The organism is Nocardia sp. NPDC003345 (genome assembly GCF_053589395.1).
The window spans coordinates 1-12027 of sequence record NZ_JBSFRU010000194.1 but is presented as its reverse complement, the minus strand read 5'-3'; the positions used below and the strand labels follow the sequence as shown (position 1 = coordinate 12027).

The 12027-nt window shown below is 70.0% G+C and carries 10 protein-coding genes and 1 pseudogene; 6 read left to right on the top strand and 5 right to left on the bottom strand.

Annotated elements, in window-relative coordinates; genetic code table 11:
* Positions 1–288: 288 nt before the first annotated feature.
* The 3 genes and pseudogenes from glgP (at position 289) to ACWDU1_RS20485 (ending at position 4338) form a co-directional block, all read left to right on the top strand.
* A complete protein-coding gene (gene glgP, locus ACWDU1_RS20495) occupies positions 289–2817 on the top strand; it encodes an alpha-glucan family phosphorylase (RefSeq protein WP_450000600.1) in 2529 nt (842 codons plus the stop codon).
* Between the two features lie 158 nt (positions 2818–2975).
* Positions 2976–3392 (top strand): annotated as a pseudogene (locus tag ACWDU1_RS20490) (solute carrier family 23 protein); the annotation flags it as partial.
* 61 nt (positions 3393–3453) lie between these two features.
* Positions 3454–4338: an NCS2 family permease gene (locus ACWDU1_RS20485; RefSeq protein WP_450000598.1), complete on the top strand. Its 885-nt coding sequence runs from the start codon at positions 3454–3456 to the stop codon at positions 4336–4338.
* Positions 4339–4404: 66 nt separating this feature from the next.
* Here the strand turns inward: ACWDU1_RS20485 and ACWDU1_RS20480 are convergent, their stop codons facing one another.
* Entirely contained in the window at positions 4405–6450 is a 2046-nt protein-coding gene (locus ACWDU1_RS20480) for an ATP-dependent DNA helicase (protein ID WP_450000597.1), read from the bottom strand.
* A 150-nt stretch (positions 6451–6600) separates the two neighbouring features.
* Between ACWDU1_RS20480 and ACWDU1_RS20475 the strand changes: the two genes are divergently transcribed.
* The 3 genes from ACWDU1_RS20475 to ACWDU1_RS20465 all read left to right on the top strand — a co-directional run bounded on the left by ACWDU1_RS20475 (position 6601) and on the right by ACWDU1_RS20465 (position 8422).
* On the top strand, positions 6601–7476 hold the full coding sequence (locus ACWDU1_RS20475) for an oxidoreductase (protein WP_450000596.1): 876 nt from the start codon (positions 6601–6603) through the stop codon (positions 7474–7476).
* 74 nt (positions 7477–7550) lie between these two features.
* Positions 7551–8069 carry a transcriptional regulator gene (locus ACWDU1_RS20470; RefSeq protein WP_450000594.1) on the top strand — a complete coding sequence of 173 codons (519 nt, stop codon included), beginning with the start codon at positions 7551–7553 and terminating at the stop codon, positions 8067–8069.
* Positions 8066–8422 carry a DUF3817 domain-containing protein gene (locus tag ACWDU1_RS20465; protein ID WP_450000592.1) on the top strand — a complete coding sequence of 119 codons (357 nt, stop codon included), beginning with the start codon at positions 8066–8068 and terminating at the stop codon, positions 8420–8422. Before ACWDU1_RS20470 ends, ACWDU1_RS20465 begins: the two co-directional genes overlap by 4 nt.
* Before the next feature lie 84 nt (positions 8423–8506).
* Here the strand turns inward: ACWDU1_RS20465 and rdgB are convergent, their stop codons facing one another.
* The 4 genes from rdgB to ACWDU1_RS20445 all read right to left on the bottom strand — a co-directional run bounded on the left by rdgB (position 8507) and on the right by ACWDU1_RS20445 (position 11473).
* Complete coding sequence (gene rdgB, locus ACWDU1_RS20460) at positions 8507–9115, bottom strand: RdgB/HAM1 family non-canonical purine NTP pyrophosphatase (RefSeq protein WP_450000590.1); 609 nt, start codon at positions 9113–9115, stop codon at positions 8507–8509.
* On the bottom strand, positions 9115–9888 hold the full coding sequence (gene rph / locus ACWDU1_RS20455; protein WP_450000588.1) for a ribonuclease PH: 774 nt from the start codon (positions 9886–9888) through the stop codon (positions 9115–9117). Before rph ends, rdgB begins: the two co-directional genes overlap by 1 nt.
* Before the next feature lie 43 nt (positions 9889–9931).
* Positions 9932–10696, bottom strand: coding sequence for a cyclic nucleotide-degrading phosphodiesterase (locus tag ACWDU1_RS20450; RefSeq protein WP_450000586.1), 765 nt, complete (start codon positions 10694–10696; stop codon positions 9932–9934).
* Positions 10697–10765: 69 nt separating this feature from the next.
* On the bottom strand, positions 10766–11473 hold the full coding sequence (locus tag ACWDU1_RS20445) for a rhomboid family intramembrane serine protease (protein WP_450000584.1): 708 nt from the start codon (positions 11471–11473) through the stop codon (positions 10766–10768).
* Positions 11474–12027 lie beyond the last annotated feature (554 nt).

Below are 12027 nucleotides of genomic sequence, written 5' to 3'. Positions count from 1 at the left end.
TCCGGACTCACCCTTCGCGGAGAGGTCACCTCTCAACTCACCCTGCGCTGAGGGTCGCCTCTCAACTCACCCTGCGCTGAGGGTCGCCTCTCAACTCACTCTCCGCTGAGGAACGCCTCCCAACTCACCCTCTGCTGCGGGCCCCCCAACCCACCCTTCGCTGAGGAACTGCCGCCAACCCACCCTTTCCGGGTTGGTTGCCCCAATTCACCCCTTCGTCAACGGGTCGCTCCATACCCACCCGCATGACACGCGAGGTCGCAGCACCCCCCTACTAAGCTCTTGCGGATGAAGGCTCTGCGTCGGTTCACGGTTCGCGCCCACTTGCCGGAGCGGTTGGCGGCGCTCGGGGAGTTGGCGGCCAATTTGCGCTGGTCGTGGCATGGGCCTACGCAGGATGTGTTCGCGGCGCTGGATCCCGGGCGGTGGCGGGAGATCGGGCCGGATCCGGTGCGGATGCTGGGTGAGGTGCCGGCCGAGCGGTTGGCGGAGCTGGCGGGGGATGCCGGGTTCTGTGCGCGGGTGGACGCGGCGGCGGCGGACCTGCGGGAGTATCTCGGGCGGCCGGGGGCCGAGCTGGGGGTGCGGGGTATCGGGTACTTTTCGATGGAGTTCGGGGTCAGCGAGGTGCTGCCGAACTATTCCGGGGGGCTGGGGATCCTGGCCGGCGATCATTTGAAGGCGGCCTCGGATCTGGGATTGCCGTTGATCGGGGTGGGGCTGCTGTACCGGGCCGGGTATTTCCGGCAGTCGCTCACGCTGGACGGGTGGCAGGCCGAACGGTATCCGGTGCTGGATCCGCACGGCTTGCCGTTGCGGCCGCTGACCTCGGGGTCTTCGCCGGTGCTGGTGCATGTGGCCATGCCGGACCGGCGGGTGCTGGCGGCTCGGGTGTGGGTGGCGCAGGTGGGGCGGGTGCCGCTGTTGCTGCTGGATTCCGATATCGCGAGTAACGATCCGGATCTGCGCACTGTCACCGACCGGTTGTACGGCGGCGATCAGGAGCACCGGATCGTCCAGGAGATCCTGGCCGGGATCGGCGGGGTGCGGGCGGTGCGGGCCTTTACCGCGGCGGCCGGATTGCCGGCGCCGGACGTGTTCCATATGAACGAGGGGCACGCGGGGTTCTCGGGTCTGGAGCGGATCCGGGAATACCTGGCCGAGGGGCACGATTTCGAGACCTCGCTGGCGGCGGTGCGGGCGGCGACGGTGTTCACCACGCATACCCCGGTGCCGGCCGGGATCGACCGGTTCCCGGTTTCCCTGGTGCATCGCTATTTCGGTGGTTCGTCGGGGGAGCGGGATTCGCCGCTGCTGCCGGGGATCGAGGTGGACCGGATCGTCGCGCTGGGGCGGGAGGCCGATCCATCGGTGTTCAATATGGCGCATATGGCGTTGCGGCTGGCCCAGCGTGCGAACGGGGTGTCGCGGCTGCACGGCACGGTGAGCCGGGAGATGTTCGCGCCGTTGTGGCCGGGGTTCGATCCGCCGGAGGTGCCGATCGGCTCGGTCACCAACGGGGTGCATGTGGACACCTGGGCGGCCCGGGAATGGAATGAACTGCGCGGGGCGGACGCGGAGGCGGCCGGGGAGTGGATACCGGACCCGGAACCGCGCGCGGTGTGGGCGGTCCGGCGGCGGTTGCGGGGGCTGCTGGTCGAGGACGTACGCCGGCGGGTGCGGGAATCGTGGACCCAGCGCGGCGCCGCGGCGGCCGAGCTGACGTGGACGGAGTCCGTTTTCGACCCCGATGTGCTCACCGTGGGTTTCGCCCGCCGGGTGCCGACCTACAAGCGGCTGACCCTCATGCTGCGCGATCCGGACCGGTTGCGGGCCCTGCTGCTGGACCCGCATCGCCCGGTGCAGCTGGTGGTGGCGGGAAAGAGTCATCCGGCCGACGAGGGCGGTAAGGCGCTCATCCGGCAGCTGGTGCGGTTCGCCGACGATCCGGCGGTGCGGCATCGCATCGTTTTCCTGCCCGACTACGACATCGCGATGGCGCGGTATCTGTATTGGGGCTGCGACGTCTGGTTGAACAATCCGCTGCGGCCGCTGGAGGCGTGCGGGACGTCGGGGATGAAATCGGCGTTGAACGGCGGGCTGAACCTGTCGATCCGGGACGGCTGGTGGGACGAGATGTTCGACGGCGAGAACGGGTGGGCGATCCCGACGGCCGACGGGGTGACCGATGAGGAGCGCCGCGACGATCTGGAGGCCACCGCGCTCTACGAGTTGATGGAAAGGGTCGTCGCGCCCCGGTTCTACGAGCGTGACGCCGAGGGTGTGCCGGGGCGCTGGCTGGAGATGGTGACGCATACGCTGCGCGATCTGGGGCCGAGGGTGCGGGCCGACCGTATGGTGCGTGAGTATGCCGAGCGGTACTACGTGCCGGCGGCCGCCGCCTCCCACCGCGCCACCGAGGCGGGTCTGGCGGGCGCGGCGGCGGTCGGGCGGTATCGGCGTCGGGTGGCGGAAGCCTGGCCGCGGTTGCGGGTCGTCGGTGTGGATGCCGAAGGGCTTCCGCACGATCCGGAGGTGGGCGCGCCGCTCGCGCTGACCGCCCGGGTGGATCTGGGCGGGCTGGCCGCGCACGAGGTGCGGGTGGAGGCCGTGGTGGGCCGGGTCTCGCCCGACGACGAACTCACCGAGACCCATACCGCCGCGATGTCGTGGGCGGGCGGCGATTCGGGCCCGGCCCTGTTCACGGCGCGGATTCCGCTGCCGCTCTCCGGGTCGGTCGGTTATCAGGTCCGGGTGCTGCCGGTGCACGAACTGCTGGCCTCGAGCGCGGAGCTGGCCCTGGTCGCCACGGCCTGAGCGGGGCGGGGGCCCGTAATGGCCCGCACGCGGCGTCGACTTCGGTTCGTAACGAGTTTCCGCTACCGTTCCACTGGCGCTGCCGGGCCCGAAGCGCCCTCGGTCTGCGTGTGGCCTGCGCCCGGACACAGGTCACGCCCGCACCGACTGGAGGTTCCATGGACACAGGTCCGCAGACCCGCACCCAGGGACGACTCGATTCGTTCTTCGCGATCGGGGTGCACGGATCGACGGTCAAACGGGAGCTGATGGCGGGAACGGTGACGTTCCTGGCGATGTGCTATGTGCTCGCGGTGAATCCGGCGATCCTCGGTGACCAGGGTGATCTCGGCGATCAGGGCATCCCGACCCAGGCGGTGTTCACCGCGACCGCGGTGGCGGCCGTGGTGGGGACGCTGGTGATGGGTCTGTGGGCGCGCTATCCGATCGCGCTCGCGCCCGGGATGGGTCTCAATGCCTTCTTCGCGTATTCGGTGGTGCTGGGGATGGGGATTCCCTGGCAGGTCGCGCTGTCGGGCACCTTCCTGTCCGGTGTCATCTTCTTCGTGCTCGCGATCACCAAGGTCCGCGAGAAGATCCTCAACGCGATCCCGTTCCAGCTGAAACTGGCGGTGGCGGCCGGGGTCGGGCTTTTTCGTGGCCTTTCTCGGGCTCAAGAACGCCGGGATCGTGACGGCCAGCGACACCACGCTGGTGACGCTGGGCGATTTCACCGAGGGCGCTACCGTGCTCGCGCTGTTCGGCCTGGTGATGACGGTGATCTTCCTGGTGCGCGGCTGGCACGGCGCGGTGCTCTACGGCATCGTGCTGACCGCGGTGATCGGGATGATCGCCGGGCTGGTGGATGTGCCCGACGGGGTGGCGGCATTGCCGCAGGGTCTGGATCAGACGTTCGGGCAGGCGCTGGCGCATCTGCCCGACGCGTTCACCGCGCAGATGGCGGTCGTGGTACTGACCATGCTGTTCGTCGATTTCTTCGATGCCTCGGGCACGCTGATCGGGGTAGCCAATCAGGCGGGCCTGCTCAACGAGAAGGGGGAGTTGCCGCGGGCGTCGAGCGCGTTCTCCGCGGACGCGGTGGGCACCATGGCGGGTGCGGTGATCGGTACGTCCACCACCACGGCGTATGTGGAGTCTACGGCCGGTGTCTCGGCGGGTGGCCGGACCGGGTTGACGGCGGTGGTGACGGCGGCCTGGTTCGCGGTGGCGATGTTCTGCTACCCGCTGTTCGCGGTGGTGGCGGGGTCTGGCGCGGTGACCGCGGCGGCGCTGATCGTGGTCGGGGTGCTCATGGCGCGTTCGCTGGGTGATATCGAATGGCATCGGCTGGAGTTCGCGGTGCCGGCGTTCATCACCATCGTCATGATGCCGCTGACCTATTCGATCGCGAACGGCCTGGCCATGGGGATGATTTTCTATCCGGTGGTGATGACGGCGCGCGGTCGTTTCCGCGAGGTGCACCCGGTGATGTGGGTGCTGACCGTGATCTTCCTCGGATATTTCTTCTTCCTCGCGGAATAGCGTGCGCGACAGCCGGGGCCGGATCCGCCGGGAAAATCCCGCCCGGCTCTGCGCGGCGAAGCCCGATCAGACCGACGCCGCCGCGGCCAATCGGGTGAGGGCCCGCGCCACCACCTCGGGATCGGCCGTTTCCCAATACGGTGGCAGCGAGGCGCGCAGATAGCCGCCGTAGCGGGCGGTGGCCAGCCGGGGATCCAGCACCGCGACCACGCCGCGATCGTCCACGCTACGCAGCAATCGCCCCGTGCCCTGCGCGAGCAGCAGCGCGGCATGGCTCGCCGCGATGGTGAGAAAGCCGTTACCGCCCCGGGATTCGACCGCGCGCTGCCGGGCGGCCAGCAGGGGGTCGTCGGGGCGGGGGAAGGGGATGCGGTCCAGGATCACCAGGCTCAAGGACGGTCCCGGGACATCCACGCCCTGCCAGAGCGACAGGGTCCCGAACAGGGAGGTCTCCGGATCGTCGGCGAATTTGCGCACCAGGGCGCCGGTGGAATCCTCGCCCTGGCACAGGATCGGGGTGTCCAGCCGGCCGCGTAACGCCTCGGTCGCCGCCTTCGCCGCGCGCATCGAGGAGAACAACCCCAGGGTGCGTCCGCCCGCCGCGGAGACCAGGCGCTCGATCTCGTCGAGGTAGGCGGGCGGGAGGCCGTCGCGGCCGGGAACGGGCAGATGTTTGGCCACATAGAGGATTCCGGATTTCGTGTGATCGAACGGCGAGCCCACATCGACCGCGCTCCAGCGCACGGTATCGCTGTCCGACGGCGCCTCGGCGCTGTTGGCCATCGCCGGGTCCACGGCACCACCCGACTGCGCGGGCAGACCCCAGGTGCGGGCCAGTCCGTCGAAGGAGCCGCCGATCTGCAGGGTCGCGGAGGTGAGCACGACCGTCGCCTCACCGAACAGCCGGCTGCGCAGCAGCCCGCCGACGGCCAGCGGGGCCATGCGCAGGGTGCGCCGGGTGACACCGCGGATCTCGTCGGCGGACAGCCACACCACATCGCGGCGCGCGGCCGGGTCGGGTTCGTCGAAGGCCGTGAGGGCGCGCACCGCGGTGTCGTGGATCTCCTCGACCGCGGCCACCGCCATATTCCGCCCGGCCGCGGCCTCCGGATCCTCACCGCGCCCGCCACCCTGCGGGTTCAGCGCGGTGCGGGCATTCCAGGCGGCGTCCCGGATCAGAGCGAGAACCTGCTCGATGCCCTGCGGCAGCGTCTCCCAGCGGGTCGGGCCGAGATCGTCGAGCGCGGCGTGCCAGGCCTCGGCGGCGGCATCGAGACGGTCGATCTCCTGCTCGTCGATGAGCTTGCCGCAACGCCGGGCGGCGGCGGTGATGGCGGTGGCCGAGAGTTCGGCGGTGGCCACGCCGGTGACCCGGTCGACCAGTTCGTGCGCCTCGTCCACGACGACGACATCGTGTTCGGGAAGTACCTGGACCCCGCTGATCGCGTCGATGGCCAGCAGTGCGTGGTTGGTCACCACGACATCGGACTGCGCGGATTCGGCGCGGGCACGCTCGGCGTAGCAGTCCTGGCCGAAGGGGCAGCGGGATTTCCCGAGACATTCCCGCGCCGAGACGCTGACCTGCCGCCATGCGCGGTCGCTGACGCCGGGGGCGAGTTCGTCGCGATCGCCGGTCTCGGTATCGGAGGCCCATTCGTTGAGCCGTTTGACCTCGCGGCCCAGGCGGGAGACGGCGAAGGCGTCGAACAGTTCCGCCTCGGCCGGTTCCTCGGGGATGGCGCTGTTGATCTTGTTGAGGCAGAGATAGTTGTTGCGGCCCTTGAGGATCGCGAACTCCGGCGTCCGCCCGAGCGGTTCGGTCAGCGCCTGGGCGAGGCGCGGCAGGTCGCGGTCTACCAGCTGGCGCTGCAGGGCGATGGTGGCGGTGGAGATCACCACCGTGCGCCCCGTCTTCACCGCGTAGCGCAGGCTCGGGATCAGATACGCGAGAGATTTTCCGGTACCGGTGCCGGCCTGGACCGCCAGATGTTCCTTGGTCTCGATCGCGTTGTCCACCGCGGCCGCCATGGTGATCTGGCCGGGGCGCTCCTTGCCGCCGAGCGCGGTGACGGCGGTCGCCAGCAGGGCTGATACGGGCGGGAGTTCGGGCACCCGGGCAGCCTACTGCGCACCACCGACACCTGTGCGGCCGGTCGAGAACCCGGCGGGGCGCCGCGAATACGGCGCGATCGCGCCCGCCGGGCCCCGGCGCGCGGTGGTTCCCTACTTCCCAGTGATCTTACTCGGAAGTAAGGTCTGACCATGGCGTGGAAACCTGATCAGATACCCGACCAGACCGGGCGCACCTTCGTCGTCACCGGAGCCAACGGCGGCCTCGGCGCCGAGACCACCAAGGTGCTCGCCGCGAAGGGTGCCACGGTGGTACTGGCCTGCCGCAACACCGAGAAGGCGCAGGAGGTCGCCGACGCCATCGGCGGCGACCTGCGGGTGCGCCGGCTCGATCTGGCGGATCTGTCCTCGGTCCGGGAATTCGCCGAGGGTACGGACGAATTCGATGTCCTGGTCAACAACGCGGGACTGATGAACGTGCCGTTCTCGCGCACCACCGACGGCTTCGAAACACAGTTCGGGGTGAACCATCTCGGCCACTACGCGCTCACCGGGCTGCTGCTGGACCGGATGCGCGACCGGGTGGTGACACTGGCCAGCATCGCCCACAAGCAGACACCCAAACTGTGGATCGACGACCTGAACTACGAGAACCGGCGCTACCAGCGCAACCTCGCCTACGCGCAGGCCAAACTGTCGAACCTGATGTTCGCGCGGGAACTGCAGCGCCGCCTGTCGGAGGCCGGTTCGGCGAAACGGTCCTACGGGGTGCACCCGGGCGTTTCGGCGACCGAGCTGTTCACCCGGACCGAGACCCCGCTCGACTGGGTCAGCAAACCGGTGATCAAGCTGGTCGGGCACGCTCCGGCCAAGGCCGCCCATTCGACCCTGTTCGCGGCCACCACCCGCGATGCCGACCCCGAAACCTACTGGGGCCCGACCCGGCTGTTCCAGTCGCAGGGCCCGGTGGAGGCCTCGCCGTCCACCCGGCTGTCCAAGAACACCGAGCTGTGGCGGCGGCTGTGGTCGGAATCGGAGCGGCTGACCGGAGTCGTCTACAAGTTCTGACCGGCGGCGATACCGGCTGCCGCGATGCCCACCTCACACTACGGCCCGCGTAGTAGACGGGTACCGTGGTAGCCGTGTCCGCAACACCCCGCCGCACCGTGCACCGCCCGGCCCTGGTCGTCCTGGTGGTCGTCGTCGCGGCGGCCGCGCTGGTGCTGGGCTGGTGGCAATGGGAGCGATTCTCCTCTGCCAGCGGCACGGCCCAGAATCTCGGCTACGCGATGCAGTGGCCGCTGTTCGCCGGATTCGCGCTGTTCGCCTACTTCCGGTTCGTCCGGTTGGAGCAGGAGTCCGAGGAGCCGGCGGGCGAGCCGGACGATGCGGCCGCGATACCCGGGCAGCCGGTCGCGGGGGCCGCGGCGGGCACCCCGGACGCCCGGCACGCGGGACGATTCGGCCGGCGCGGGTCGCGGGCGGCGGACGGTCCCCGGGAGATCCCGGCCGGATTCCTGCCCGAACGCCCGCGCGCGGCGCGCGCGGACGATCCGGCGCTCGCCGAATACAACACCTATCTCGCCCGGCTGCACGCCGAGGACGGCGGCGCGGGCGATACGGCGGGCGCGGCCCGCGATACCGAGAGGAGCGCGGGTTGACCGCCAGCGAGAAGGCCACCACCGCACCCGAGGCGCCCGCCGGCGACCGGCGGATCGCCGGGGCGCTGCTGCGCTACCGCGTCCTCGCCTGGATCACCGGTCTGTGGCTGCTGTTCCTCACCGCCGAGATGATCGCCAAGTACGGGTTCGGCGTGGACACCCCGAGCTGGATCGCGGTCGTGCACGGCTGGGCGTACTTCATCTACCTGATCCTCACCGCGGATCTGGCGGTGAAGGTCCGGTGGCCGATTCGGCGCACCATCGGCACCCTGCTCGCCGGCACCATCCCGCTGCTGTCCTTCTTCGTGGAGCACCGCAACACCAAGCAGGTCAAACAGGACTTCGGCGTCTGACCCGGCACGGCGCGCCCCGAACGGCACGGAACGCGGCCGTGCTCCTGGTGTGCCGGCGCGGGGAAACGCGCCGGCGACTCGAAATCAGTGCGCCAGTGCGGTGAGCGCGGGCAGCAGTTGGGCCAGCGCCCGGCCGCGATGGGAAGCGGCGTCCTTCTCGGCCGGAGACAACTGCGCGGCGCTGCGCTCCCCGCCGTCCGGATGGAACAGCGGGTCGTAACCGAAACCGCCGTCGCCCTGGGGCGCCCGCGCCACGGTGCCGGGCCATTCCCCGCGCACCACGATCTCGGCGCCGCCCGGGATCACCAGCGCGCAGGCGGAGACGAAGCTCGCGCCGCGCCGTTCGTCGGGTGTATCGGAGAGCTGGGCCAGCAGCAGCGTGTTGTTCGCCGCGTCGTCGCCGTGGCGTCCGGCCCAACGGGCCGACAGCACGCCCGGCATCCCGTTCAGGGCGTCGACGGCGATACCGGAATCGTCGGCGATACACGCCAGCCGGGTCGCCCGCGCGCCGTCGCGCGCTTTGGCCAGCGCGTTCTCCTCGAAGGTCGCACCGGTCTCGGGGGCCTCCGGATATTCCGGCACATCATCGAGCCCGACGATCTCGAGCCCGTCCACACCGGCGTCGGCGACGATCCGGCGCAGTTCGTTCAGTTTCTTGGTGTTGCGGCTGGCGAGCAGAACCCGGCGGCCCATCACTTCCTCTTCGCCGGTTCGCGGGTCTCGGGCAGCACACCCGGGTAAGGGAGCGCGAGCGCTTCCTTCTGCACCGCGAACAACTGCTCGCACCCCGCCAGGGCCGAATCGAGCAGCTTGTCCAGGGTCGAACGCGGGAAGGTCGCGCCCTCACCGGTGCCCTGGATCTCCACCAGCGTCCCGGTATCGGTGGCGACCACGTTCATATCGACCTCGGCGCGCGAATCCTCCTCGTAGGGCAGATCCAGCCGGACCCGGCCGTCCACCACGCCGACACTGACCGCCGCGATGGCGCACGAGATCGGCTGCGGATCGGCCAGGCCGCCGGCCGCTCCGAGATAGGTGACGGCGTCCGACAGCGCCACGTACGCGCCGGTGATGGCGGCGGTACGGGTACCGCCGTCGGCCTGCAGGACATCACAGTCGACGGCGATGGTGTTCTCGCCGATGGCGGCCAGGTCGATGCAGGCGCGCAACGACCGGCCGATCAGCCGGCTGATCTCCTGGGTGCGGCCGCCGACCTTGCCCTTGACCGATTCCCGGCCGCTGCGGGTGTGGGTCGCCGCCGGCAACATGGCGTACTCGGCGGTCAGCCAGCCCAGTCCGGAATCGCGCCGCCACGGCGGTACGCCCTCGGTGACGCTGGCCGTGCACATCACCCGCGTCTGGCCGAACTCGACCAGCACCGAACCGGCCGGGTGCGTGGTGAAGCCTCGGGTGATCCGTACCTCGCGGAGTTCGTCGTCCGCCCTGCCATCGGCTCGTCTCGACACGGGCTCAGCGTAGTGGGGGACCCGCGCCCGCAGATGCGCGGCCCTACAGGTCGAAGGTCTCCCCGGGAGCCACCGCGTGGACCGGCCCGGTGAACTCGGCCTTGGCCTCCGCGATGACGTCCTCCCGGGAGGTCCACGGCGGAATATGGGTGAGCAGCAGTTCCTTCACCCCGGCCTGCGCCGCGATCCGGCCCGCCTCGGTACCCGAGAGGTGGATGCCCTCGGGCCGATTGGCGGGATCGTGGGTCCAGGACGCCTCGGCCATCAGCACATCGGCACCCTCGGCCAGTTCCCCGACCGCCCCGCACACCGCGGTGTCGCCCGTGTAGACGAAGACGCGGCCGGTGTTCGTGACGATGCGCAGGCCGTAGGACTCCGGCGGGTGGAACATCCGGCGGGCGGTGACCGTATGGCCGGTGCCGAACTCCACCGTCTCGCCCTCGGACCAGGGGCGGAAGTCGATCACATCGGACCAGTCGTCGCATTCCCCGCCGACCTCCGCCGAGGCGTTGCCGATCCGCAGCGGTGCGTCCGACGGTCCGCGCACGATCGCCTTCCCCACGGGCGGGCTCGGGTGGTAGCGGCGCCACACCAGCAGTCCCGGCAGATCCAGGCAGTGGTCGGCGTGCAGGTGGGTGAGAAAGATGTCGACCTCGCCGGGGTCGGCGAAGCGTTGCAGCGCGCCGAGGATCCCCGGCCCGAAATCGATCACGACCGGTGTCATATCCGGCCCGGTCAGCAGATATCCCGATGCCGGGGAATCCGGGCCGGACACACTGCCCGAGCACCCGAGGACGGTGAGCCGCATACCTTCATGCTGCCACGATGTTTCCCGCTTCAAGACCGCATCCCCCGAAAATATCGGCCGTGCCGGCGGTCACCGGGGAGACAGGGGCGCCCCGGCGCGCGACTGACGGCGGTGTCGACGTTCATCACTGGAGAGTACCCACCCGGCCAGCACTCCACCCATTGCGCCGAAAAGGTGCCCCTGCCAGGAGATTTGGCCGTCGCTGGGGAGGACACCCCACAGCAGCGAGCCGTACAGGGCCAGTACCACCAGGCCGAGCACGATCTGCCCGGCCTGCCGCAGGAACCACCCGCGGCAGATCAGATAGGTGAGCCACCCGAACACCAGCGAGGACGCGCCGATGTGCACGGTGTTCTCGCCGCCGGTCAGCCAGGTGCCGATCCCCGCCACGATCCAGATGATCGCGGTGGCCGCCAGCCCGCGCCGGATACCGGTGGCCAGGGTCAGGAACCCCAGGACCAGCACCGGCAGAGTATTGCCGATGAGGTGATCCCAGCCCCCGTGCAGCAGCGGGGCGAACAGGATGCCGTCCAGCCCGTCGGCGTCACGCGGCTGGATCCCGGCGGTCTGATCGATGCTGTAGGTGATGATGGAGTCGACCAGCTCGATCGCGTACAGCAGCACCAGGAACGCCGAGGTCACGATTGCGGCCCGGGCCCAGTTGCGGCGGGTGGCGGCGAACCGGGCCGGCCGCGGTGCGCCCGGAGGCCCGCCGGCCTGCGGGCGCAGGGCCGCGATGCGGTCGGGGTCGAACGAAGCGCCCAGGGGTGCGGTCATGGGATCCTCCGTGATATTGGAGCGGCCTCTCGGCGAAGGGGGAACGGGGCGGGCCGTTCGGGAAGGGGGAGTGGAGCGGCTTCTCGGCGAAGGTGAGTGGGGGGTGGCTCTTGGCGAAGGTGAATTCGGATCGGCCCGTCCGCGAAGGGGCGGGCTGTAATTTTGGAGCGGCTCCGCCGCTCGAGGGTGGGGCGACCATTCGGAGTGGAAGGGGAGGGCGTCGGGCTCGTTCGCGGCGTGAATACCTGGGTTCCGCTGATCAGGTGAGTGCTCAATGGACACTACCTACGGTTGGTGTGAGCACGCCGCTCCCTCCGTCTGGTCGCTGCAGCGCCGGTCGGGCCCCGCCTACGGAAGCGAACCGGCCGGAGACGGGATAACCGGAAAAGCGGCCCCGAACCATACGACCAGGGTATCCCGGACGGAGGGTGGACAACCGGCGATGCTTCGCCGACCGGCGGGCGGCGCCGAGTTCAGTGAGATCCTGTAAGGGTTCGGCCCGCGCCTGCTGTCAGCGCTCGAAGCGAAGCGGCGCAGCCGCCAGTCTCGAGCGC

Coding starts and splice junctions, on each gene's coding strand:
- glgP (WP_450000600.1), top strand. CDS start 289: ATGAAGGCTCTGCGTCGGTTCACGGTTCGCGCCCACTTGCCGGAGCGG.
- ACWDU1_RS20475 (WP_450000596.1), top strand. CDS start 6,601: ATGGCGTGGAAACCTGATCAGATACCCGACCAGACCGGGCGCACCTTC.
- rdgB (WP_450000590.1), bottom strand. CDS start 9,115: ATGGGCCGCCGGGTTCTGCTCGCCAGCCGCAACACCAAGAAACTGAAC.
- ACWDU1_RS20450 (WP_450000586.1), bottom strand. CDS start 10,696: ATGCGGCTCACCGTCCTCGGGTGCTCGGGCAGTGTGTCCGGCCCGGAT.
- ACWDU1_RS20445 (WP_450000584.1), bottom strand. CDS start 11,473: ATGACCGCACCCCTGGGCGCTTCGTTCGACCCCGACCGCATCGCGGCC.